The sequence below is a fragment of the Niallia alba genome (genome assembly GCF_012933555.1).
GTDB lineage: Bacteria > Bacillota > Bacilli > Bacillales > Cytobacillaceae > Niallia > Niallia alba.
Genome location: NZ_JABBPK010000001.1, coordinates 3,605,830 through 3,631,979, shown reverse-complemented (window position 1 = coordinate 3,631,979; position 26,150 = coordinate 3,605,830). Strand labels below are relative to the sequence as shown.

Annotated in this window: 22 protein-coding genes and 1 other annotated feature; of the genes, 20 read left to right on the top strand and 2 right to left on the bottom strand. The window is 35.2% G+C overall.

Annotated features, from left to right (window positions below; genetic code table 11):
* The first annotated feature begins 305 nt into the window (after window positions 1-305).
* The 19 genes from citZ (at window position 306) to HHU08_RS17350 (ending at window position 22,699) form a co-directional block, all read left to right on the top strand.
* The gene (gene citZ, locus HHU08_RS17440; RefSeq protein ID WP_016201819.1) at window positions 306-1,421 is read left to right on the top strand and encodes a citrate synthase; all 1,116 of its coding nucleotides are present in this window, start codon (window positions 306-308) and stop codon (window positions 1,419-1,421) included.
* Window positions 1,422-1,633: 212 nt separating this feature from the next.
* Window positions 1,634-2,902, top strand: coding sequence for an NADP-dependent isocitrate dehydrogenase (icd, locus tag HHU08_RS17435; protein ID WP_016201818.1), 1,269 nt, complete (start codon window positions 1,634-1,636; stop codon window positions 2,900-2,902).
* 187 nt (window positions 2,903-3,089) lie between these two features.
* Entirely contained in the window at window positions 3,090-4,025 is a 936-nt protein-coding gene (mdh, locus tag HHU08_RS17430) for a malate dehydrogenase (protein WP_169188953.1), read from the top strand.
* A 313-nt stretch (window positions 4,026-4,338) separates the two neighbouring features.
* Window positions 4,339-5,055: a response regulator transcription factor gene (locus tag HHU08_RS17425; RefSeq protein WP_016201815.1), complete on the top strand. Its 717-nt coding sequence runs from the start codon at window positions 4,339-4,341 to the stop codon at window positions 5,053-5,055.
* Entirely contained in the window at window positions 5,056-6,810 is a 1,755-nt protein-coding gene (gene pnpS, locus HHU08_RS17420; RefSeq protein ID WP_016201814.1) for a two-component system histidine kinase PnpS, read from the top strand.
* 782 nt (window positions 6,811-7,592) lie between these two features.
* Window positions 7,593-10,217: a DNA polymerase I gene (polA, locus tag HHU08_RS17415; RefSeq protein WP_205835639.1), complete on the top strand. Its 2,625-nt coding sequence runs from the start codon at window positions 7,593-7,595 to the stop codon at window positions 10,215-10,217.
* 185 nt (window positions 10,218-10,402) lie between these two features.
* Complete coding sequence (gene mutM / locus HHU08_RS17410) at window positions 10,403-11,230, top strand: DNA-formamidopyrimidine glycosylase (protein ID WP_016201813.1); 828 nt, start codon at window positions 10,403-10,405, stop codon at window positions 11,228-11,230.
* Between the two features lie 90 nt (window positions 11,231-11,320).
* Window positions 11,321-11,956 (top strand): sporulation membrane protein YtaF, encoded by a 636-nt coding sequence (gene ytaF, locus HHU08_RS17405; protein WP_016201812.1) that lies wholly within the window; start codon window positions 11,321-11,323, stop codon window positions 11,954-11,956.
* A 145-nt stretch (window positions 11,957-12,101) separates the two neighbouring features.
* Window positions 12,102-12,707, top strand: a complete 606-nt coding sequence (gene coaE, locus HHU08_RS17400; protein WP_016201811.1) for a dephospho-CoA kinase — start codon at window positions 12,102-12,104, stop codon at window positions 12,705-12,707.
* A gap of 262 nt (window positions 12,708-12,969) precedes the next feature.
* A complete protein-coding gene (gene nrdR / locus HHU08_RS17395; RefSeq protein WP_016201810.1) occupies window positions 12,970-13,425 on the top strand; it encodes a transcriptional regulator NrdR in 456 nt (151 codons plus the stop codon).
* Between the two features lie 105 nt (window positions 13,426-13,530).
* Entirely contained in the window at window positions 13,531-14,937 is a 1,407-nt protein-coding gene (locus HHU08_RS17390; RefSeq protein WP_016201809.1) for a replication initiation and membrane attachment family protein, read from the top strand.
* A gap of 21 nt (window positions 14,938-14,958) precedes the next feature.
* Window positions 14,959-15,888, top strand: coding sequence for a primosomal protein DnaI (gene dnaI, locus HHU08_RS17385; protein ID WP_101730659.1), 930 nt, complete (start codon window positions 14,959-14,961; stop codon window positions 15,886-15,888).
* An 885-nt stretch (window positions 15,889-16,773) separates the two neighbouring features.
* A complete protein-coding gene (locus tag HHU08_RS17380) occupies window positions 16,774-17,616 on the top strand; it encodes a putative sporulation protein YtxC (protein ID WP_016201806.1) in 843 nt (280 codons plus the stop codon).
* A gap of 387 nt (window positions 17,617-18,003) precedes the next feature.
* Entirely contained in the window at window positions 18,004-19,941 is a 1,938-nt protein-coding gene (thrS, locus tag HHU08_RS17375; RefSeq protein ID WP_169188951.1) for a threonine--tRNA ligase, read from the top strand.
* Window positions 19,942-20,330: 389 nt separating this feature from the next.
* Window positions 20,331-20,468, top strand: a sequence feature (ribosomal protein L20 leader region).
* A 150-nt stretch (window positions 20,469-20,618) separates the two neighbouring features.
* Complete coding sequence (gene infC, locus HHU08_RS17370; RefSeq protein ID WP_016201804.1) at window positions 20,619-21,122, top strand: translation initiation factor IF-3; 504 nt, start codon at window positions 20,619-20,621, stop codon at window positions 21,120-21,122.
* Window positions 21,123-21,137: 15 nt separating this feature from the next.
* Window positions 21,138-21,338, top strand: a complete 201-nt coding sequence (gene rpmI / locus HHU08_RS17365; RefSeq protein ID WP_016201803.1) for a 50S ribosomal protein L35 — start codon at window positions 21,138-21,140, stop codon at window positions 21,336-21,338.
* Window positions 21,339-21,364: 26 nt separating this feature from the next.
* The gene (rplT, locus tag HHU08_RS17360; RefSeq protein WP_016201802.1) at window positions 21,365-21,721 is read left to right on the top strand and encodes a 50S ribosomal protein L20; all 357 of its coding nucleotides are present in this window, start codon (window positions 21,365-21,367) and stop codon (window positions 21,719-21,721) included.
* A gap of 67 nt (window positions 21,722-21,788) precedes the next feature.
* Window positions 21,789-22,055, top strand: coding sequence for a DUF1294 domain-containing protein (locus HHU08_RS17355; RefSeq protein ID WP_016201801.1), 267 nt, complete (start codon window positions 21,789-21,791; stop codon window positions 22,053-22,055).
* 68 nt (window positions 22,056-22,123) lie between these two features.
* Window positions 22,124-22,699, top strand: a complete 576-nt coding sequence (locus tag HHU08_RS17350) for a TVP38/TMEM64 family protein (RefSeq protein WP_169188950.1) — start codon at window positions 22,124-22,126, stop codon at window positions 22,697-22,699.
* Window positions 22,700-22,763: 64 nt separating this feature from the next.
* Here HHU08_RS17350 and HHU08_RS17345 read toward each other — a convergent pair whose 3' ends face one another.
* On the bottom strand, window positions 22,764-23,117 hold the full coding sequence (locus HHU08_RS17345) for a sigma-w pathway protein ysdB (protein ID WP_169188949.1): 354 nt from the start codon (window positions 23,115-23,117) through the stop codon (window positions 22,764-22,766).
* A gap of 272 nt (window positions 23,118-23,389) precedes the next feature.
* On the opposite strand from HHU08_RS17345, the gene HHU08_RS17340 reads away from it, so the two are divergent.
* A complete protein-coding gene (locus tag HHU08_RS17340; protein ID WP_169188948.1) occupies window positions 23,390-24,475 on the top strand; it encodes a M42 family metallopeptidase in 1,086 nt (361 codons plus the stop codon).
* A 399-nt stretch (window positions 24,476-24,874) separates the two neighbouring features.
* Here the strand turns inward: HHU08_RS17340 and HHU08_RS17335 are convergent, their stop codons facing one another.
* Window positions 24,875-25,999: an AI-2E family transporter gene (locus tag HHU08_RS17335; RefSeq protein WP_016201795.1), complete on the bottom strand. Its 1,125-nt coding sequence runs from the start codon at window positions 25,997-25,999 to the stop codon at window positions 24,875-24,877.
* Between the last annotated feature and the right edge of the window lie 151 nt (window positions 26,000-26,150).

Genomic DNA, 26,150 nt, shown 5'->3' with positions numbered 1-26,150 from the left:
ATCTCATCTATAAGTACCAAATGGTTTATTTTTTTATTTGAAAATGTAAGCATTTACAAATGATTGATGCTCACTTTATTTTTTATGAAAAACTCCCCCATCTTTTTTATAAATAAATCCGGATTACATTATTAATTGATTTTTTGGTACATATTCAGTTAATCTAACAAAATAGTAAACATTTATTTAAGGTGTATTCCATCGCTTTGTTTTTACAGATTTTCACAATATTGGTAACTACAGCAGGGACAATATGGGAGTTCGAAAGATTTGTACTAAAGAAAAGGTGTAAAGGAGAGATATGTATGGCTGTTACAAAAGGGCTTGAGGGGGTTATTGCAACAACATCTTCTATCAGTTCCATTATAGATGATTCACTTGCTTATGTGGGTTATGATATTGATGTGTTAGCAGAGCAATCTAGTTTTGAAGAAGTAATCTATTTATTATGGCATCAAAAACTGCCAAATGATACGGAGCTGGCAAAACTAAAACAAGAATTGGCAGATAATGCTGAATTACCAGTCTCTTTGATTGAGCAAATGAAGCTAATGCCATTAAATAAAGTACATCCTATGGCTGTACTTCGTTCAACTGTCTCTTTATTAGGAGCATATGATGAAAGCGCAGATGTAATGGATTCGGAAACCAATTATTTAAAAGCTGTAAGGCTTCAAGCAAAAATGCCAACTATCGTAACAGCTTTTTCTAGATTAAGAAAAGGTCTCGATCCAATTTCTCCAAGAAAAGATTTAGGATTTGCTGCTAACTTCTTATATATGCTGAATGGGCAAGAACCAGAAGACATTGCGATTGAGGCTTTTAATAAAGCGCTCGTTCTTCATGCAGATCATGAGCTAAATGCATCTACCTTTACTGCTAGAGTTTGTGTTGCAACATTGTCTGATGTATATTCAGGGATTACATCAGCTATAGGAGCATTAAAAGGGCCATTACATGGTGGAGCAAACGAAGCAGTTATGAAAATGCTGACGGAAATTGGAAGCATTGACAATGTGGAACCATATATTAGAGAAAAGATAGCGAACAAAGAAAAAATAATGGGATTTGGTCATCGCGTTTATCGAAAGGGCGATCCTCGTGCCAAACATCTAAAGGAAATGGCAAGAAAATTAACACAATTAACTGGTGAACCTCAGTTGTATGAGATGAGTATTAAGATTGAGACAATGTTAAAGGAAGAGAAAAATTTAGTACCAAACGTAGACTTTTTCTCTGCCTCTGTTTATCATAGTCTAGGTATTGACCATGATTTATTTACCCCGATTTTTGCGGTAAGCAGGGTTTCTGGCTGGCTGGCTCATATTCTCGAGCAGTACGAGAATAATCGTCTTATTCGCCCTAGAGCAGATTATGTTGGTCCTGAACGTTTGGAATATGTACCAGTTAACAAACGCTAAAAAGGATATGATTTCCCATAGAGTTAAAGAATGATATATACTTAATGTGGGAGAATTTAGTTTGTATATTGGCATTTTCCTTTTTTTATTCGTCAAAATAGTAAATATAATTAGCTTCTCAAAGCTTGTTATAATAAATTTATTTCATTCTATTTCCAATGGAGTTTGTAGCATTGGAAAAAGAAACTATTTTTTTACGGAGGGATAGAAACATGCAAGGAGAAAAAATTACAGTAGTAGATGGAGTATTAAATGTACCAGCGAATCCAATTGTTCCTTATATTGAGGGAGATGGAATTGGACCAGATATTTGGGCAGCATCATCAAGAGTATTAGATGCCGCTGTTGAAAAAGCATACAATGGGGAAAAGAAAATTGTTTGGAAAGAAGTATTGGCTGGGGAAAAGGCATTTAATGAAACGGGAGAATGGTTACCTACTGAAACATTAGATGTTATTAAAGAATATTTAATTGCTATAAAAGGACCATTAACTACACCAGTTGGTGGCGGTATTCGTTCTTTAAACGTTGCCCTACGCCAAGAATTAGATCTTTTTGTTTGTTTACGTCCAGTAAGATGGTTTGAAGGAGTACCATCTCCTGTAAAAAGACCACAAGATACAGATATGGTTATCTTCCGTGAAAATACAGAAGATATCTATGCCGGAATTGAGTATGAAAAAGGCTCAGAGGCTGTTTCTAAATTGATTAACTTTTTACAAGAAGAGATGGGAGTTAATAAAATTAGATTTCCTGAAACATCTGGAATTGGAATTAAACCAGTATCAGAAGAAGGAACAAGTCGTTTAGTAAGAGCTGCGATTAATTATGCGATTAAAGAAGGTCGTAAATCGGTAACTCTAGTACATAAAGGTAACATTATGAAATATACAGAAGGTGCATTTAAAAATTGGGGTTATGAATTAGCTGAAAAAGAATTTGGAGATAAAGTATTTACATGGGCTCAGTATGATCGCATTAAAGAGGAACAAGGTTCTGATGCAGCAAATAAAGCACAAGCTCAGGCAGAAGCAGAAGGGAAGATTATCATTAAAGATTCTATTGCAGATATTTTCCTTCAACAAATTCTTACTCGTCCGAAAGAGTTTGATGTAGTTGCAACAATGAATCTAAATGGAGATTATATTTCTGATGCATTAGCAGCACAGGTTGGTGGGATCGGTATCGCACCAGGAGCAAATATAAATTATGAAACTGGCCATGCTATTTTTGAAGCAACACATGGAACTGCTCCGAAATATGCTGGCTTAGATAAAGTAAATCCATCTTCTGTTATTCTTTCAGGTGTTCTATTGCTTGAACATTTAGGCTGGACAGAAGCAGCACAATTAGTGATTCAATCCGTAGAAAACACGATTGCTTCTAAAGTTGTGACTTATGACTTCGCTCGTCTAATGGAAGGTGCAACAGAAGTGAAATGCTCAGAGTTCGGTGATGAATTAATTAAGAACATGGGTTAAGAAACAATATGAAGAAGAGATTGGTCTCATCTCTTCTTCCTTTTTGCCTAAAACAGAAGTTTTGCGGTATTGGATTAGAATGGGATAAGCTAAAAAAAGTATTTCTAGATGGAGTAAAAGGGGACTCTAACTAGTAAAGTGCTTATTGGTGGGCTATGCATTCTCGGTCTAATAAGGGGGAAATTATATGGTTAAGCGCAAGAAAATTTCCATCATTGGTGGGGGATTTACTGGAGCAACAACGGCTTTTTTACTTGCTCAAAAAGAACTAGGGGATATCGTATTATTAGATGTTCCACGAAATGAAAATTCAACTAAAGGAAAAGCTTTGGATATGTTTGAAGCTAGTCCTGTACAGGGATTCGATGCAAATATAATTGGAACTTCTAATTATAAAGATACTGCTGATTCTGATATTGTCGTGATAACTGCTGGTATGGCAAGAAAGCCAGGCATGAGTAGAGATGATCTCGTACAGACAAATCAGTCTATTATGAAATCGGTAACGAAGGAAATTGTTCAGTATTCACCTAATTGTGTAATTATCGTGCTTACTAATCCTGTGGATGCTATGACTTATACTGTTTATAAAGAATCTGGTTTCCCAAAAAATAGAGTAATCGGCCAGTCTGGTATTCTAGATACAGCGCGCTTTCGCAGCTTTGTTGCAATGGAGTTAAACCTTTCTGTTAAAGATATCACAGGATTTGTATTAGGTGGCCATGGTGATGATATGGTACCGCTTATTCGTTATTCTTATGCAGGAGGAATTCCATTAGAATCGCTCATTCCAAAACATAGATTAGAAGAAATTATCGAGAGAACGAGAAATGGCGGAGCGGAAATTGTAAATCTGCTTGGCAATGGAAGCGCCTATTATGCTCCAGCAGCTTCATTAGTTGATATGTGTGAGGCAATTATTAAAAATCAAAGACGAGTCCTTCCAACTATCGCTTATTTGGAAGGCGAGTATGGCTATAACGATCTTTATCTAGGCGTACCTACTATTCTAGGTGGTAACGGAATCGAACAAATTATTGAACTTGATTTAACAGAGGAAGAAAAAGCGGCACTAGACAAATCCGTCCATTCGGTTCGTAACGTCTTGACAGTATTAAATTAAATACATGAAAAATCGGTTGCTCTATAAAAAGAGTTAGCCGATTTTTTTTAGGAATTAATTTTGTTAATCTGTTCTTTACGGGAGAGTTTCAACATTTAGCTTCCTTAATTTCTGCAGCTTGCAGTTGCGTCTAACTGTCTGTTTAGAGTGGAATAAAGCGGCCATCTTATTTACAAATACGAAGAAATTTAAAAAATTATTTCGCATTTGTAAACAGCAAATAAATGTTTTTTCCATTTTTATCGAACAATATATTATAATGTAAATAGGTATAAGGGGACTTTAGGGGAATTAACATATTTGGAGGCTGTATATGAAGAAAAAGGTTTTGGTTGTAGATGATGAACAATCTATCGTAACTTTACTGAAGTATAATTTGCAACAGGCAGGCTATGATGTATTAACTGCCATGGATGGAGAAGAAGGATTGAATCTAGCATTAACTGCTAATCCGGATGTCATCTTACTTGATTTAATGTTGCCAAAAAAAGATGGGATGGATGTTTGTAAAGAATTACGCCAACAGAAAGTGTTAACTCCTATATTAATGTTAACGGCAAAAGATGATGAGTTTGATAAAGTTTTAGGACTAGAGCTTGGAGCAGATGATTATATGACGAAACCATTTAGTCCAAGGGAAGTCATCGCTCGAATTAAAGCCGTTTTGAGACGAATACAAATGCAAGTACCTGCAGCTTCTGATGAAATAGATGAAGATGAGGATGACGGTATTAAAATCGCTGAGTTAAGAGTACTTCCTAATTATTATGAAGCGTACTTCAAAGAAGAATTATTAGAATTAACTCCGAAAGAGTTTGAGTTATTATTATATCTTGTTAAAAATAAGGGGAGAGTTCTAACAAGAGATCAGTTATTAAGTGCAGTATGGAACTATGATTTTGTAGGCGATACAAGAATTGTAGATGTCCATATTAGTCATTTGCGTGAAAAAATTGAAGAAAATACAAAAAAACCTATATATATTAAAACAATACGTGGTTTAGGATATAAATTAGAGGAACCAAAATAAATGAAGAGCTTTAAATCTCGATTAATGGCGAGCGTTTTATTTACTATATTTATCGTGTTTGTATTTGTCGCTATTTTCATTGAATCATACAATAAGAAGACTTTTATGGATTCTTTTGATAATCGATTGAAACGCGAAAGTACATTAATTGCAAATCAAATCATGAATAATGGTGGGATTTTAGAAATTAATAATCGCTTAGTGAAAGAATATAGTGAAGCGTTAGATGTACAGATTACTATTATTGATGATTCTGGAGAAATGTTGTTCAATGAGGGAGAACTGCAGACAGAAACAGAATATGAAAATCAAGTGCAAACCTTACTTTCAAATGAAAAGGTGAATGCTGTATCTATTAACGGGAATCCTAACTTCCATTTTTATCAACAGGAGCTTACGGATGAAGAAGGAAGACAAGGATATTTACTAATAGGGGCTAAAGTGGAAGAAATAGAGAATGCGTATCAACATATTAATTGGATTATTTTTTCTTCGTTTCTATTCTCATTTTTAGTGATTTATCTAATCGGTTATAAATTAATCTATCGTTATACAAGACCGATAGAATCGGCTACCAAAGTAGCTATCGATTTAGCAAATGGTAATTATCATGCTAGAACGTATGAAGATCGAGTAGATGAAACTGGAGTTCTAAGTTCTTCTCTTAATAAAGTAGCTAAAGATATGCAAGAAATGGTAAAAGCGCAAGAAATACAAGAAGATCGTTTAGGAACCTTGATAGAGAGTATTAGCAGTGGATTACTTTTAATAGATAGCAGAGGTTATATAAATTTAATTAATAAATCCTATAAGGACATTTTCTTTGTCCGGTCTGCTGACTATCTCTATAAACAATATTATAAAGTTATTCCATATAGACAAGTTACCGATCTTGCAGAAGAAATTTTTATGACAGAGCATAAGGTAATTCGCGAAATGGCGCTGGAAATCCAAAATGAAAAGAAAAGTTTTCAAGTATATGGAGTTCCCATTATTGGGACAAACGATAGATGGATGGGGATTTTGCTTGTTTTTAATGATATAACGGAGTTGAAGAAGCTTGAACAAATTCGTAAAGATTTTGTTGCCAATGTATCCCATGAATTAAAAACGCCTATTACATCTATTAAGGGCTTTTCTGAAACACTTCTCGATGGGGCGATGGAAGACAGAGAGACGCTAGAAGAATTTTTACGAATTATTTTAAAAGAGAGCCATCGACTACAAACATTAATTCAAGATCTTCTTGACCTATCTAAATTAGAACAACACCATTTTGCTCTAAATAAAGAGGAGTTTAATCTGGTGGAAATTTTAAATAAAGCGACTAAAATGCTGGAAGGTCGAGCAGAAGCGAAAAATATTAAATTAAAATTTCCTCAATCAAATGAAGTGATTCAAATGGAAGGAGATAGAAGTAGATTAACCCAGGTTTTTCTAAATTTAATAACAAATGCTGTGATCTATACCCCAAACGATGGGGAAATCAATGTTTATGTGGTGGAAAAGAAAAAGAAAATTGAAGTGAAAATTCAAGATACCGGCATAGGCATAGAACAGGATGAAATTCCAAGAATTTTCGAGCGTTTTTATCGTGTTGATAAAGCGAGAAGTAGAAATTCTGGGGGTACAGGTTTAGGTCTAGCAATTGTAAAGCATTTAGTGGAATTACATAGAGGAACAATTCAGGTGGAAAGTGAAATGGGAGTAGGAACAACTTTCACCGTGATTTTGCATAAGGAATTTCCTTTTTAAGGGCAAGAGGGCACATTAAAATTTGTTGCCCTCTTTTTTTGTCCAATGCTAGCCAAGATGAACTTCCCGATTGTCTCTACGATAAGTCAACATCAATTCACTAACGTTCATTGTGTTTCCTTTATCTCAAGAAAATCGCTCCAGTTCACAAGGCGCTAAACGGTACCTTCCGCTTTTCTATTGTCTAGCTCCGGTGCCTATCGGTTAGCAAACTTCCAACAATCTCCCTACGATAAGTCAACATCGATTCACTAACGTTCATCGTGTTTCCTTTATCTCAGTCGATAGTTTCCAGTTTGTACACCGATAAACAGGCCCTTCCGCTTTTCTATTTACATTGTTTTTACATTTGGTTTATGGTGGGTTTACACTTTGTTGGTACAATTACTTATGAAGTCCCCCTTATCCATTTGGTTAAGGACTTAAGCTGAAAGCTACCCCGCTTTTAGCTTCCCCTGTATAATAGTGGGCTTGGTAGGAAATAGTTCGTTTGAAATTATTGGTAGGATTATCTAATTTCCAACCTTTGCCTGTGTCGATATACCTGAATTGATGCTGTTAAAGTTATGAAAAAAGCAGAGATTGTTGCAAAAAGGTGTGTGTTACACGCTTATTTCGTTGTAGGTTGAAATAAGAATGTGTATACTGGGCCTCTTTTTCAACCATCTCTGCTTTTTTACATTTATGAATATGTCATGTAAAATAGGTAGTATTGAGTTGTGTAGTAATCATCGTTTATTTACGAGAAAATATACATTATAAAAAGGATGGAGGAGGATTTCTTGAAAAAGAAATTAATCTTAATTGACGGTAATAGTATTGCGTATCGAGCGTTTTTTGCTTTACCTCTATTAAACAATGATAAAGGTGTACATACAAATGCGGTTTACGGTTTTACTATGATGCTAATGAAAATTTTAGAAGAGGAAAAGCCGACACATGCATTAGTTGCATTTGATGCGGGAAAAACCACTTTCCGTCATAAAACCTTCAGTGAATATAAGGGAGGACGTCAAAAAACACCACCAGAATTGTCTGAGCAATTTCCTTATATAAGAGAGTTATTAAAATCTTATGGTATCCATCATTACGAGCTTGAGAACTATGAAGCAGATGATATTATCGGAACACTTTCTCTTCAAGGGGAAAAAGATGGATTTGAAGTAGTTGTTATCTCGGGAGATAAAGATTTAACCCAATTAAGTTCGGATAATACAACGGTCTATATTACTAGAAAAGGAATAACAGATATGGAGTCCTATACCCCGAGCCATATTCAAGAGAAATATGGACTGACTCCTGAACGAATTATTGATATGAAAGGTCTAATGGGCGATAGTTCAGATAATATTCCAGGTGTTCCAGGTGTGGGAGAAAAAACAGCAATTAAATTGCTAAAGGAATTTGATTCCTTAGAAAATTTAGTACAATCTATCGACAAAGTAAGCGGTAAGAAGCTGAAAGAAAAGTTAGAAGAGTTTAAGGATCAGGCTTTGATGAGTAAAGAGCTAGCTACTATTTTCAGGGAAGCCCCTTTAACGATAACATTAGATGATACTGAATTTCCTGGGATGCAAATAGAGAAGTTAAAAGAAATCTTCAAGGAGCTTGGCTTTAATTCTTTACTTGAAAAATTAGGAGAAGCACCGGAAAAAGAAGAACTAGTATTAGAAGCCATCGAATTTAAAACAGTTGAAAATATTACAGATACAATTTTTTCAGATAGAAATATAATGTATGTCGAAGTATTAGAAGATAATTATCATTATGCACCAATCTTAGGAATTTCTCTTTTAAATGAAAAAGGAGCATATTATCTTCCGATTGAACAAGCTTTGAAATCACCTGCTTTTAAAGTTTGGGCAGAAGATGAAAAGAAAGAAAAAATTGTTTATGATGCTAAAAGATCAGAAGTGTCATTACGTCATCAAGATATTCATTTAAAAGGGATTACGTTTGATATCCTTATTGCAGCATATTTAGCAGATCCTTCGGCAACTATTGAAGATGTTGCCTCTGTTGCTAAAAAGTATGGATACACTAATTTACAATCAGATGAAGCATTCTATGGAAAAGGGGCAAAGAGAAAGGTTCCAGAACAAGATTTATTAGCTGATCATCTCGTGAGAAAAGCGTTCGCTCTTCAGGCAGTACTGGAGGAAATGGAAGATGAATTAAGAAAGAATGATCAAGAAGCGTTATTTTATGATTTGGAAATGCCATTAAGCTTGGTACTTGCTGATATGGAGTCAACAGGTGTAAAAGTTGATGTTGCTCGCTTGAAAGCAATGGGAGAAGAGCTTTCCGAAAGATTGAAAGAAATCGAAGTGCGAATTTATGAGTTAGCTGGCGAAACCTTTAATATTAATTCTCCCAAACAGCTTGGCGTGATTTTATTTGAAAAACTTGGATTGCCAGTTGTGAAGAAAACAAAGACAGGCTATTCTACTTCAGCCGATGTATTGGAGCAACTTGCTAGTTCACACGAAGTAATCAGAGAAATTTTAGAATATAGACAGCTAGGCAAATTACAGTCAACCTATATAGAAGGATTGCAAAAAGTAGTCCATAACGGAAGAATTCATACAAGATTTAACCAAGTACTAACACAAACGGGCCGATTAAGCTCGATTGATCCTAACCTCCAAAATATCCCGATTCGTTTAGAAGAAGGAAGAAAAATAAGACAAGCGTTTGTACCGACAGAAGAGAATTGGGTTATATTTGCTGCTGACTATAGCCAAATTGAGCTGCGTGTCCTTGCACATATTGCTAATGATGAGAAATTAATCGAAGCATTTAGAGAAGATCATGATATTCATACAGAAACAGCAATGTCTGTTTTCCACGTAGAAGCTGATGAAGTGACCTCTAATATGCGCAGACATGCGAAAGCAGTTAACTTTGGAATTGTATATGGAATTAGTGACTACGGACTATCACAGAGTCTCCATATTACGAGAAAAGAAGCAGCTAAATTTATTGAACGCTATTTAGAAAGTTATCCTGGAGTAAAAAATTATATGGAAGAAATTGTGGCAGACGCAAAGCAAAAAGGCTATGTCTCGACTTTGCTTCATAGAAGAAGATATTTAGCTGATATTACTAGCAGAAACTTTAATCTTCGTAGCTTCGCTGAGAGAACAGCGATGAATACACCAATCCAAGGAAGTGCAGCAGATATCATTAAAAAAGCGATGATTGATATGGCTAAACGTTTGGAAGAAGAAGGCTTAAAAGCTAAATTATTATTACAGGTTCACGATGAATTGATTTTCGAGGCTCCCAAAGAAGAAATTGAAAAGTTAAAGGAAATTGTACCAGATGTAATGGAGCATGCAGTTGAATTAAGCGTGCCATTAAAAGTGGATTATTCTTATGGACCAACTTGGTATGATGCAAAATAATAAGGAAAACTTCTGTGAGTGGGGGTTTTTACTCCTCCTCCACTTCATGGTTAGTTGCACTTATCGGACCTTTACGAGAGATAGCTCCCTTAACTGGGGGCTTACTGCTCGTTATGCGTGAGTTAAATGATAATGGTAGTTATTCTAAACATATGAGCAATTATTCAGGAAAGGAGGAGATGAAGATGCCAGAATTACCAGAAGTTGAAACGGTTCGAAAAACGTTGAAACAGTTGACGCAAAATAAAGTCATAAAAGAAGTTGTGGTTTCATGGGCAAAAATGATAAAAAAACCAGAGAATGCAGAGGAATTTTCTGATGCATTAATTGGTCAAAGCATACTTGACGTTAAAAGACGGGGGAAATTCATTTTAATCGAAACAAATGATTTTACAATCGTCTCTCATTTGCGAATGGAAGGGAAATATGGTGTGTTTCAAGTTAATGATCCGGTTGATAAGCATACACATGTTATTTTCTTTTTTGAAGATGGCTCTCAGCTAAGATATAAAGATGTCCGGAAATTCGGTACGATGCATTTATTTAAAAAAGGGGAAGAACTAGACGCCCTGCCTCTTTCTCAATTAGGACCTGAACCGTTTGCTGAAGATTTTACGATTGCTAATTTTACCGAGCGGTTATCAAAAACGAATCGTAGTATCAAAACAGCACTATTAGATCAAAAGATTGTGGTTGGATTAGGTAATATTTATGTAGATGAAGCATTATTCCGAAGTAGTATTCATCCGGAGAGAATGGCAAGTTCTCTTAAGTCAAAGGAAATAGAGAAATTATATAAAGAAATCATTGCTACGCTATCCGAAGCGGTTGAAAAAGGTGGAAGCACAATCCGATCCTATGTAAACACCCAAGGGCAAATTGGAATGTTCCAGCTTGAACTATATGTTTATGGTCGAAAAGGGCAGGAATGCAAAGTATGTGGACATACATTAGAAAGAATTATAGTCGGCGGAAGAGGAACTGTTTTTTGTCCTAATTGCCAAAAGAAATAAGAAAAAGATAAAATCAATAAACCTAAATTAACATTGGATGGGCTCTTTCCATATAGTATATTACTATTGATTTGGAAGGAGCTTATCTTTATGGCCCAGGTGTTTTCTCTTTTATTATTAGCAATCGCTGTCAGCATCGATAGCTTTAGTGTTGGTTTTACTTATGGACTGCGAAAAATGAAAATGCCCTTAAATTCTATCCTGATTATCGCCTGTTGTTCTGGTCTGACACTTCTAACAGCAATGTTGGTAGGTCATGTTATTTCAAGGATATTCTCCCCATCGTTTGCAGAAAGTATAGGTGGTATTATATTAATCATATTAGGTGGATGGATTCTTTACCAATATTTTAAGCCGAGTAAAGAAAAGGAAGTTCTAACAGAAGAGAAGAATATTATAAATTTTGAAATAAAATCTTTAGGAATTGTCATCAATATTTTAAAGAAACCTTTATCAGCGGATTTTGATAAATCAGGAACGATTACAGGGCTAGAAGCGGTTGTGTTAGGTTTTGCTCTGTCTTTAGATGCCTTTGGAGCAGGAATTGGTGCTTCTATGCTCGGGTTTTCGCCACTATTTTTAACTCTTGCTGTTATTTTTATGAGTACATCCTTTGTGTCTTTAGGCATTTATCTAGGTAAGTTTTTGTCAGAGAAAAGTTATATGGATAAATTCTCTTTTATTCCCGGGATTATCTTAATCATTATTGGGATTTTAAAACTTTAATTCTTTACCAAATTTGCGAAATAGGTTGGTTCCTTCTAAGGCGGTGCCCCTCCTTGGCGAATCGCCTTTGGAATTTCACCTATCTCTCTCCTTTATATAAATTTGTTACATACTAAATACTAAATTCAATAAGGTAGGTATTGTTATGACGATAATAGTAGGATTAACTGGAGGGATTGCGAGTGGAAAATCGACGATATCTTCCTATTTTCAATCACTAAACATCCCGATTATTGACGCAGACATCGAATCGAGACTTGCTGTAGAAAAAGGAGAACCAGCATATGTAGAAATAGTGTCCCATTTTGGTAAGGAGATTTTACATCAAGATGGTACCTTAAATAGACAAAAGCTTGGGGAAATTATCTTTTCAAATGAAGAAGAACGGAATGTACTTAATGGCATTGTACATCCTGATGTAAGAAGAAGAATGGATGTTAAGCAGAGACAAGCAGTTGAATCAGGAGAGAAAATAGCGATTTTAGATATTCCGTTGCTTTTTGAAAATAAATTAAATCAAACGGTGGATCGAACGATTTTAGTATATGTAGATCAAAATGTTCAAATTAATCGATTAATGAAAAGAAATGATTTAAGCTATGAGCAGGCTGTTAAACGAATAAACGCGCAAATGCCATTACGAGAGAAACTTCTTCTTGCTGATGAAGTAATTAATAATAATGGATCTATGGAAGATTCTATCAACCAAGCGAAGAGGATTTTGGAAAAATGGCAGGTTTTCCCTACCTGAAAATAAGGTTTGTCCCACACTTAACGGACAGTATGGCTTGGGTCTCAAGCATATGAGAATTCGAGGAAGAAAGGTGGGAGATCAACTGTTCGTAAAGATCCGAATGGTTCAACTAACCATCAGGGGGATGAAGGTAGCTCCCACTGATGGAAGTTTCACTTTATAGAAGAGAATTTGATATAATTACTTGTACAAGCCTTTATTTTTATATAATATGAAGATAAGTATATACATGGAACAATGAATTCGGAGCTGATATGAAATGAGATGTCCTACCTGTCAACATAATAACACCCGCGTTCTTGATTCACGACCAGTTGATGAGTATAAATCGATTCGCAGAAGAAGAGAATGTGAAGCTTGCGGTAATCGATTTACCACTTTTGAAAAAGTAGAAGAGATTCCTTTAATTGTAGTGAAGAAAGAAGGGACGCGTGAAGAATTTAGCAGGGATAAAATATTGCGTGGTTTAATAAGAGCGTGTGAGAAGAGACCAGTTGCTTTGAAACAATTGGAAGAAATAACCGCTGAAGTAGAAAAAGAACTTCGAAGTAACGTTGCTTCAGAAATAAAGAGTGAAATTATTGGAGAAATGGTAATGGATCGCTTGGCGAAAATTGATGAAGTAGCATATGTGCGTTTTGCATCCGTTTATCGTCAGTTTAAAGATATAAATGTATTTATTGACGAATTAAAGGAATTAATAAAAAAAGACTAAAAGACACATGGAAATGATAACTAAGGGAGCTAAAGATTTCTTTGGCTCTTTTTTGCCTTTTATCTCCTTTTGATGGAAATAGAATGTATGAAAGGAAGAATTAATATGTCTCAGCATTGGCAAGACCTACTTCCGGTCGACAGATATCGAGTAACGGTGAATGGGCTGTTAAGCGATTATGATCGAAAGACAATCACCTTCTTATATCAACCTTTAATTGGGACAAAATGTTTAGCTTTATATATGACCTTATGGGCTGAAGTCGAAGAAAATCGTTTATGGTCCATGACAAATACACATCATAGTTTAATGAATTTCATGAGTTGCGGTTTAAATGATATATATGAAGCAAGACTAAAGCTTGAAGGAATTGGTCTATTAAAAACTTATTTAAAGAAAGAGGATGGAAATAGAGCTTTTATCTATGAATTGCAGCCTCCTTTATCACCAGCACAGTATTTTCTAGATGGGATGTTAAATGTTTATTTATATAGAAAAGTTGGAAAAGCTCAGTATAGCAGATTGAAAAGATTCTTTTCCGATGAAAAAATTTCTGATTCTAGTTATCAACCAATAACAAAAGCTTTTCAAGATGTTTTTATGTCTGATCATGGAAGTGCAGTTCGGGCGATGCATGAATTAGATGAAGAAGATACTATTGATCAAACTTATATTGGAAAAGAAGAGCAAACTGGTATTCAAATTACTAAAGATGATTTTGACTTTGAGCTGCTATATGCAGGGATTCATGATTCCTTATTATCGAAAAAGGCTTTTACGAAAAAAGTAAAGGAAGCGATACTAAATCTCTCTTTTATCTATGGAATTGATCCAATTCAAATGAAGAATATCGTAATTAGTGCGATTAATCATCAGGACGAAATTGATGTGGAAGAATTGAGAATAGCTGCACGCGATTGGTATCAATTTCAACATAATGACTTGCTGCCAATGTTAGTTGATCGAAAACAACCGCAAAAGGATCATTCATCAACAGATGCTCCAAAATCGAAAGAAGAAGAATTGATATATTATTTGGATCACACTTCTCCCCGCGAAGTATTGAAAGATATATCTGGGGGAGCGGAACCTTCTAAGACAGACTTGCAAATTATAGAGGAAATTATGTTTTCGCAAAAACTGTTGCCTGGCGTCATTAATGTTCTGATTCAATATGTTATGCTGAAAACAGATATGAAATTGACAAAAGGCTATATCGAAAAAATCGCTGGTCAATGGGTTAGAAAAAATATCCGTACCGTTAAAGATGCAATGGACCTTGCGAAAAAAGAGCATAAGCAATATATGGAATGGGCTCAAGGTAAAAAAAATCCACAGCCAAAGGCAAACCGCAAAGCAATTCGGACGGAAAAGATTCCAGAATGGTTTGGACAAGATCAGGATAACGAAGAAAAGATAAAAACAACTGATAAGACTTCTGCAAAGAATACGAGCGATAAAGAGTTGGAGCAAAAAAAGAAAGAGCTGGAAGAGCGTATAAAAAAATTATAAAATCAGGTGGTGAATGAAACGGTGGAAAGAATTAATGATACATTAAAGAAATTTGGTGCAGGTAATAATTTTCAGGAAAGGTACCGTGCTATGAAACAAGAAGTACTTGCCCATCCTGATGTAAGAGCTTTTTTAAGAGAGCATGAGGATGAGCTTACTTCTAATGCTGTTGATGTGGGAATGATGAAGCTGTATGAATATGCCAATCAAAGCAAGGGTTGTGATAAGTGCTCCAGTCTTCAGGGCTGTGTGAATATGATGCAAGGATACCATCCTAACCTTGTTATAATAAGAGGGAATATTGAGATTCAATATGAACGATGCCCGCGCAAGGTTTCGGAGGACAATCAGAAGAAAAAAGAAAAGCTAATTAAAAGCTTATATGTACCGAAGGATATTCTTGAAGCTTCCTTCAATACAATTGATCTTGATGGAGAGAGAATGGAAGCGGTAGAAGCGGCTATTCGATTTGTAGAGGAATATAAACCAGGCCAAAGGCATAAAGGGATATATTTTTATGGGGAATTTGGTGTAGGAAAATCGTATATTTTAGGAGCAATTGCTAATAAACTTTCTCAAAAGCAAATTTCTTCCATGATTGTATATGTTCCTGAATTATTTAGAGAAATGAAGAGTTCGATTGCTGATAGTACGTTAAATGATAAAATTGAAAGCATAAAAAGAGAACCTATTTTAATGTTAGATGATATTGGTGCAGAAACAATGTCTAGCTGGATTCGTGATGAGGTCCTTGGACCAATATTGCAGTTTAGAATGCTAGAGAATTTACCTACTTTATTTACATCCAATTTTGATTTTAGCGGCTTAGAGCATCATCTCACCTATTCTCAAAGAGGAGAAGAGGAAAAGATGAAGGCGATGAGAGTGATGGAAAGAATTCGCTATTTATCTACACCAATTCGTGTAAAAGGAAAAAATAAACGACTATGACGATTTCATTTTTAGTAAGGAGAAGGGCAAGTTGACGGAAATTTCGAATGCTGAAAAATTATTAGTAAAACGATATAATCAATTTCTTTTGTTTGTATCTATAACCATATTATTGTTGTTAATCCCCTTTTTTCTATCCTTTTATAGCCCAGGGATTTATAAAATAATCCTGGCATTATTGGTATTTGGACTGACTTATACCTATATTACAAAAAATAGAAGATTACTTGCATATGTAAGAAGCCGATGTGAAAAACGATCTATCTCGTTTCAGACATTGTATACCTGGTACATTATTTTGTATGCCTTTGTATTAGGTGTCCTCTTATTCTTTCTATAATTTAAATTTGATATAGTGATTTGAGGTTGGGACATAACTAAATTGATATTCTGTAAAGACGAACAATTTCTCATTTAGCTAGTAGATAGCGGCTGCTTTCACACACTTTTTACAAGAGGAAATATAATTAGTTGGGAAAACAGAGCAGCCGGAATATACGAAGACGCCACGGGGATTAGCGAGACAGTCTGAGACCCTGCAGGCTGTAAGCAGACCGCGGCTCAGCGCGAGCCCCACGGAAAGCGAAGTGTATTCCGGCTGCGGGGAAACGCACTAACCTTCATGGAGACTTCCTTTAAAAAACAAATAAAAAACCGAACAATTATACGAACTTTCATTAGCATCTTCGTATAATTGTTCAGATTATGTTGGCTGGAATACTTTTGTCCCAGCCTTATTTGTAATTCTCAAAATTTGACCTAATTCTTTTCTACTGTATTTTTTAATAAACATAATCCAAAGCACTTTACATTTTTCATAGTCTATTTTCTACCTATCCCCCATATATATGAAATCGAGGACTTCTTTATAAAGGGGGGATACGGTTGATTGAAATTCAATTTCACGATCAAAAAGATGCTATGAGATTTTTGCGCATTTTAAATAAACAGGTGAAATTTGTTGAGTCGGTTGAGAAAATGGACGACGTCAATAATTGGATAGTTGTTAAAACCGATGGAAGCAGTACAGCAGTAAAGAAATGCTTAACCGCTTTTATCTTGCATATAAAAACAGATGATTGGGCAAGAGAAATACTACAAAATCGTTATTTCTATTTGGATGAACTAGAACAGCGGAGCATATTAGAAATACTTCACAGTTTAATAGAAGAAGAACGGGAAGGACTTACAAGCTTAACAAAAGATATCAATATAAAAACATGTCTTCTAGAGAGTTTGGATAACTTTATGGTGGAAATGCATAAAGAATTTTCGTTTGATTCCTTTGTAACCTTTCGATTAAAGGCTTTTTTTGAAAAGCTAATAAAATACATAGAATTATCGATTGATGAGTACAAAATGGAACAAGAATATCAGGTTTTTATTCATACATTGCGAAATTCCCTTTCCAAAAAGGCTGCAAAAGTGAATCATATCCATGTAGTAATCGACTTAGAAATACAATTTTTTGATACAGAATATCGAGAAATACCTCAGCAAGAGCTTATGATGTTGTATGACCAAAGAAATTTAGCTTCTTCCCATTATATCGACCCATATTCCCTTGGCCCATTGCTTGCGCTTGCTCCGAAAACAATTTTTCTATATACAGAGGATAGAGAATTGCCGATTGTACGAACGATTTTAAATATATTTGAAGAGCGAGTACAACTTCTTGATAAGGAACACTTTTTTCTAAGGATAAATAAACAGACAGAAATGAAATAAGATTCCCATTAATCCCCTTGATTTTATGCGGAGAAAAGCATATAATAACGTACATAAATTAACTATAACTTATACATGTAATGATAAGGACAATGGTTTTCTTGTACGGTTCAAAGAGAGGGAAGGATGCTGGGAACTTCCTAACACGATAAGATTACTTACCACCTTTAAACTTCAGTCAGGAACAGGAAATACTAAGTAATGACTGGCGGTATCAGCAGCCGTTATCTGTTTAAACTAAAGCTAGACAAATGAATTGTTTGGGAATTAGGGTGGAACCACGTGTTTTTAATTTAAAACTCGTCCCTTCGTATAGGGACGGGTTTTTTTGCGTTTTTTAATCGGTTCTTATCTTACATGCATGGCAAAAATAAAGGAGGAAGTTTCATGTCAGAATTAATTAACATTACATTTCCAGACGGAGCGGTAAAGGAGTTTCCGGGAGGAACTACAACAGAAGATATTGCAGGTTCTATTAGCCCAGGTCTAAGAAAAAAAGCACTAGCAGGGAAAATTAATGGTTCTTTATATGATTTGAAAAGACCTATTTTAGAAGATGCATCTTTTGAAATCATTACACCAGATAGTCCAGAGGCATTAGAAATTTTGCGTCATAGCTCTGCTCACTTAATGGCACAAGCAATTAAAAGAATTTATGGAAACGTAAAGCTAGGTGTAGGTCCAGTTATTGAAAATGGGTTTTACTATGATATTGACTTAGAGCAATCATTAACACCAGAAGATTTACCAGCTATTGAAAAAGAAATGAAAAAAATCATCAATGAAAATCTTGAGATTGTCCGTAAAGAAGTAAGCCGCGCGGAAGCGATTGAGCTCTTTAAAGAAATGGATGATGAATACAAACTGGAGTTAATTGATGCAATCCCTGAAGAGGAAACAGTAACATTATATCAACAAGGGGAATTCATTGATCTTTGCCGTGGAGTTCACGTACCATCTACTGGAAAACTAAAAGAGTTTAAATTGTTAAACATTGCTGGTGCATACTGGAGAGGGAATAGCGATAATAAAATGCTTCAGCGTATATACGGAACAGCATTCTTTAAGAAAAATGAGCTAGAAGAGCATTTACGCTTTTTAGAAGAGGCGAAAGAAAGAGATCATCGTAAGATTGGTAAAGAATTAGATTTATTTATGACTTCTCAAAAAGTGGGACAAGGTTTGCCTCTATGGCTTCCAAAAGGTGCAACAATTAGACGTATCGTGGAACGGTATATTGTAGATAAAGAAGAAAGATTAGGCTATAACCATGTTTATACACCAATCATGGGAAGCGTGGATTTATACAAAACATCTGGTCACTGGGATCACTATCAAGAGGATATGTTTCCTGTTATGGAAATGGATAATGAACAATTAGTTCTTCGTCCGATGAACTGTCCACACCATATGGTTGTTTATAAAAACGACATTCATAGCTATCGTGAACTGCCAATTCGTATCGCTGAGCTAGGCACAATGCATCGTTATGAAATGTCTGGTGCATTATCAGGATTACAGCGTGTGCGTGGAATGACTCTAAATGACGCGCATATCTTTGTAAGACCTGATCAAATCAAAGATGAATTCAAGCGTGTTGTAAACTTAGTATTAGAAGTATATAAAGATTTTAACATTACAGATTACTCGTTCCGTTTATCTTATCGTGATCCAGCGGATACAGAGAAATATTTTGATGATGATGAAATGTGGAATAAAGCACAAAGCATGCTGAAAGAGGCAATGGATGATCTAGGACTAGATTACTTTGAAGCAGAAGGAGAAGCGGCATTCTACGGTCCGAAATTGGATGTACAAGTAAAAACAGCTTTAGGCAAAGATGAAACACTGTCTACAGTTCAATTAGACTTCCTTCTTCCTGAACGCTTTGACTTAACATATGTAGGAGAAGATGGGAAACAACATCGTCCAGTAGTTATTCATAGAGGTGTGGTTTCAACAATGGAACGCTTCATTGCATTCCTGATTGAAGAATACAAAGGCGCATTTCCAACTTGGTTATCACCAGTTCAAGTACAAGTGATCCCGGTATCACCTTCCGTTCACTTTGACTATGCCAAAGAAGTGCAAGAAAACTTACAAAGACACGGTTTCCGCGTAGAACTTGATGAACGTGACGAAAAAATAGGCTACAAAATCCGTGAGGCACTAATGAAAAAAATCCCTTACATGTTAGTAGTGGGAGACAAAGAAGTAGAAGATAAAGCCGTAAACGTCCGCAAATACGGAGAACAAAAATCAGAAACAGTCTCTTATGTCGACTTCTTAGAGAAACTAACACAAGAAGTAAAAAAAACGAACTAAGTTAGAAATTAATTTTTATGACATAAATTGAAATTAAGGATTTTGAGTTGATTGGAGCGGATATTCTGTACTTTTGTGGGAAGTAGAGGAGAACAGGCTTCCTTCCCGCGTAAAGCAAGTGTCTGAAGTGGGAATTAACGAGTTTCATAAATAGGCGAACCATTTTTTAGAACACAATGTATTAAAAGAAAAATGATCAAAGTACTGTCGTTTTTAAGGATTGGAAGCCTACTTTTCGTTCTATATTCCTAGCTTTTCAGAAATTATGCACAAAAGGTATTGCATTGAATCAATTATTTTGATAAAATTTTTCTCGTTGTGATATTTCTTTCGTTGACTTACAGATATCATTTGTGATATAGTTACTAAGGTAAATTGAATACGAGTTTGAGGAAAAGAAGAAGCACCCGCTTCTCACCTGATTGACACAGATTCCAAGTAGTTAACAGGTATTACGTAAAACATTTTAGGTCTTACTATGTTATCGTAAGTGTGGGTGAATTGTTCATCCACACTTTTTTATTTGGATGATAAAGATTACAAAGCCTACGATGTCAACTTGGGAGTCAAGTGTCAATTAGTATCTAAACTAGATAAGGTGACCTAGGTTAGATTATTCTTGACCCGAACGTTGTATTCGTCATTAACCTTGGAGGTGTTTAACTATTAGCAAAGATATGATTTTAAATGAAGGCATTCGTGCTAGAGAAGTTCGTCTTATTGACCAAAATGGAGAACAGCTTGGGATTAAAACGAAATTTGAAGCTCTTGAAATTGCAACACGTGTAAATCTTGATGTCGTTCTTGTTGCTCCAAACGCAAAACCACCAGTAGCTCGTATTATGGACTACGGTAAATACAAGTTTGAACAACAAAAGAAAGAAAAAGAAGCACGTAAAAATCAAAAAATCATTAATATTAAAGAGGTTCGCCTTAGTCCAACTATAGATGAGCATGACTTTAATACAAAGCTTCGTAATGCTATTAAGTTCCTAGAAAAAGGCGATAAAGTAAAAGCATCCATTCGTTTTAAAGGACGTGCTATTACACATAAGGAAATCGGTCAACGCGTACTTGTTCGTTTTGCAGAAGCTTGTGCCGAAGTTGCCACTGTGGAATCACATCCAAAAATGGACGGTCGAAGCATGTTCATGACCTTAGCGCCTAAAAACGACAAGTAAGAGGAGGAATACCAAATGCCAAAAATGAAAACTCACCGCGGAGCTGCTAAACGTTTCAAAAAGACAGGCTCTGGTAAATTAAAACGCTCAAAAGCTTATACTAGTCACTTATTTGCTAACAAATCTACTAAACAAAAACGTAAACTTCGCAAAGCTGGATTAGTATCTAAAGGCGATTTCAAACGCATTCGTCATTTATTAGACAACATTAAGTAATTTTTTCAATATAGGAGGGAAATAATATGCCACGTGTTAAAGGCGGTACAGTTACACGCAAACGTCGTAAAAAAGTTCTTAAATTAGCTAAAGGTTATTATGGTTCAAAACATACATTATACAAAGTTGCAAACCAACAAGTAATGAAATCATTAATGTATGCTTACAGAGATCGTCGTCAAAAGAAACGTGATTTCCGTAAATTATGGATTACTCGTATCAACGCAGCTGCTCGTATCAACGGTCTTTCTTATAGCCGTTTAATGCACGGATTAAAAGTTGCTGGTATCGAAGTAAACCGCAAAATGCTTGCTGAACTTGCTGTAAGTGATGAAAAAGCATTTGCTGAATTAGCAACAGTTGCAAAACAAAACTTAAAATAATTATTTTAAAAAAGAAGGTAGCCGATACCTTCTTTTTTTCTATATTTTTGCGAAAAGGGGAGAAAGTGTGATTACATACCTATTAATCTATTTAGTAGTAATTAATATACTCGGCTATTCATTAATGATGATCGATAAAAAAAGGGCGATAAAACATCAGTATCGGATAAGCGAACGTACACTGTGGATTACAGCGATTCTTTTTGGTGCCCTTGGTTTATTCATTGGCATGAAAAACTTCCGTCATAAAACTAAGCATGCTTTATTTAAGTATGGTTTACCTATCTTATCAGTACTAGAATTAGGGATTGTACTTTATGTACTAAATGTTTAGGCATATTCTCTTGTCTTTTCTTATACACTTTAATAACAGCATGATTCTTTAGGGCAGAAGGTGATAAGATGGAAGAGCAGTTATCAGTCCTGTTTGTTATGGTAGAAGTTGGTGGTATTTTAGCACCGATTATATTTATTCTATTCCATACACTACGGCAATTTTTATTTATTCCTCCCATACTAGTCTGTATTGCGGGAGGGGTTCTATTTGGAGTGACGCTAGGTACCATCTATTCTGTTATTGGCTTAACAATCAATTGTCTCTTATTCTATGCAGTTATTCACCGTTTGCCAAAAACACATCGGAAACTATCTACTCTAAAAAAAAGATGGTTTGGGGAATATCGTAATTTGACTCTGGGGCAAATTACTGTATTACGGTTAATTCCAGTATTTCATTATCATTTATTAAATTTTTGCTTGTTGGAAAAAAGGAAAAGTTTAAGAGAATTTGGAAAAAGTTCGTTTATAAGCAATATCCCATTAGCGTTTTTTTATACTATTTTTGGTCAGTTCATTAGCCAGTTTTCGATGACGATGGTAGTTATAATTATGTTTGCTTTGGCCGTACTCGTTTATATTTTACGGGAAAAAATAACAGTAATAAAATGGAGAGAATTTTTTAAAGAAGCCCCGGAGTAAAATAATGGAATAGTGGTAGAAAATAAACATAGAGTCTTGCTCAAAAGCAAGACTCTACGTGTTTTTATACCTCTTTAAATCGTGTCCATTCAATTCTAGCCTTTGGATATATAGACAATAGTGACTGTTCTATATAGGTTTTGTCTTGTTTTGACAACTTTGTATTATATGGATTAGCGGGGAATAGTAAGATGTGATCAACCTCTTTTGCTGTAGCGTATTTTTCCCCTTCCAGCAAATGTCCTTTATAGGTTAGTAAGAGGTTCATTCTAATATTATCCTTATTATCAAACAAATAAAATGTTCCACGCTTTTGCGCGAATGCTAGTCTTCGCTGTGGATTTGTTAGGAATGAAGCGAATCGAAACAACCCGTAAAAAAGAAAAGCGAGTAGAACAAATAACAAAAGCCATTTCATAAAAGAGCCTCCAGTAACTTAATTTTTCAGGATTAACTAATAGAATACGATGGAGTTGAAAAAAGGTTTCACTTTTTGAGAAAAAATATTTAAATAAATAGAAACAAAGAATTGATACATAATATAAGTAAGGGATTCTTTACTATACCCGTATGCATAGGAAGTTAGCCTACTTTGGTGAAAGATACACTTTGGTAGTATCTAATACTTTGTACTATAATTATTTTCTAGTATAATAATGAAGAAGTTATTTTATTAAGGGAGTCGAAGTAATGGTAAAATTAGATGAAACATTAACGATGCTGAAAGATCTTACTGATGCAAAAGGCATACCAGGAAATGAAAAAGAACCAAGAGAAGTAATGAAAAAGTACATAGCAGAATATGCAGATGAAGTAACTACAGATAATTTAGGAAGTTTAATTGCCAAGAAAGTTGGGCAAGAAAATGGGCCGAAAATAATGGTTGCAGGTCATCTTGATGAAGTTGGATTTATGATAACTCGTATTGATGATAAAGGCTTTTTATATTTTCAAACAGTTGGTGGCTGGTGGTCTCAAGTGATGCTTGCTCAACGAGTAACGATTGTTACAAGTAAAGGCGAAATTACTGGGATTACAGGTTCAAAACCGCCACATGTATTAAGTCCTGAAGCAAGAAAGAAACCAATAGACATTAAAGATATTTTTATTGATATCGGTGCATCTTCTAAAGAAGAAGCAATGGAATGGGGTGTAAAACCAGGCGATATGGTTGTTCCATACTTCGAATTCACAGTGATGAATAATGAGAAAATGCTTCTTGCGAAGGCTTGGGATAACCGTATTGGCTGTGCCATCGCAATTGATATATTAAAGAATTTACAAGGCAGCAATCATCCTAATATTGTTTATGGTGTTGGAACTGTTCAAGAAGAGGTTGGTCTTCGCGGCGCAAAAACAGCGGCGAACTACATTGAGCCGGATATTGGTTTCGGAGTAGACGTTGGTATTGCAGGAGATACACCAGGAGTGACAGAAAAAGAAGCGCTAAGTAAGATGGGCAAAGGTCCACAAATTATCTTATATGATGCTTCTATGGTTGCTCATAAAGGATTGCGTGATCTTGTTACAGATACTGCGGACGAGTTAAACATTCCTTATCAATTTGATAGCGTGCCAGGAGGGGGAACAGACTCCGGTTCGATTCATTTAACACATAAAGGTGTTCCATCGTTATCAATTACCATTGCAACACGTTATATTCACTCACACGCTGCAATGCTTCATCGTGACGACTATGAAAATGCGGTAAAATTAATTGTAGAAGTTATTAAGAAATTAGATCGTGAAACAGTAGATGGATTAACATTTTCATAGGATTATTTTAAGGGGAGTTTGATTTTTTAATCGAACTCCCTTTTTACTCTTAATTGGCATTAATAGGACACAAGAAAAAGCCCAAATACACTGATTTGGGCTTCCAGACTGTAGACAAATCCCTAAATTTTAGAAATAGAGGTGTGTATATAGTATATTTATTAGTCTCTTTGAATAGGATGTTGCTTTCCGCTTCAGGGGTTCGCTTTCCGTGGGGCTCGCGCTGAGCCGCTTCGGCCTTTGGCCTGCAGGGTCTCAGCTTCCTCGCTAATCCCACAGGAGTCTCCCCCCTTCCACTCCAAGCAACGCATGAAAATTCCATTTAAGTTTCTAAAAATCTTTTTGTCGACAAACTGAAAACCCAAATACACTGATTTGGGCTTCTGTAATATTGCTATATTAAATTTTAGAATCATTTATAGGAGGAATTTGTGTATTTAAAATGGCCGCTTTCCGTGCTTTAAGTAAGCGATTTATATTAATGACAATCGTTTTGATAGCAGCGTATGTTGGTACAGCAAGAATCATTCCTAAAATGCCTGCTAAATTTCCTGCCACTAATAAAAGGATAATGATTGTTGCTGGATGAGTATCCAATCTTTTTCCAAGAATTAATGGTGATAAAATATTCCCTTCAATTTGTTGAGCGATGGTAATAACGATAATAACAAGCAACGCTTGTGTTGGTGAGGTGAAAAGGGCAATGATAACAGCCGGCGCTCCACCAATTAATGGCCCAACATATGGAATGATATTTGTAACAGCAACAACTAAAGCCATTACAAGTGCATAATCAAGGCCGATAATCCAATAACCAATTAAAGATAAGGTTCCCACAAACAGTGCCACAATAACTTGTCCTTGAATATAGGCAGCGATTGTTTCGCTTGTATCTTTAATGATTTTTAAGCCTTCTTTTCGATAAGAAGATGGAAAGAATTTCGATAAGGCCTCTGGAAATTTACTACCATCTTTAAAGCAATAGAAAAGCAAAAATGGTACTGTCACAATCGTTATCGTGATATTTGTCATGGTACTAATGATTGAGCCAATTCCATTTGTTATATTGCTTGGAATCGTTTGAGCATATGCTTTTAAGTTTTCCGTAATATCCTCTATTTTTACATATTCTTGGTTCATAATCCATTTGTACTGTTTTGTATCATTTAAGTATTGGAAATATTTAACTGCATCATCTGCATATTTGGGAATATTGCTGAACAATTCACTGACCTGCTTACTAATCATCGGCACAATACTACCAATAGCTAAAATAATAATTCCGATCACGCCAACATAAAGAATAATAATGGCGAGTGTTTTAGGAATTTTATTTTTTTGCAAAAATTTAACGATTGGATTAAGCAAAAAGTATAAGAAACCAGTAATGATAATTGGCACAAAAAGGGTGGAGAACAATACGGCAACTGGCTTAAATAAGAATGAAATTTTGGTGCATAGATAAATAATCGCAGCAATGATGAGAATCTGCAGTAACCAATAATGAAATTTCTTCTTTGTCAAAATTTTTCACCTTTTTCATATTTTGTATAGCAAGTATAGCATACTCATTCTATTTCCTGTAAAGATTGTGATCATTATTCATAAACATTATACCATTCTTTAAATTTATCCCACTCTTAACGGACAGTAAGACTCCCCCCACTGATGGAAG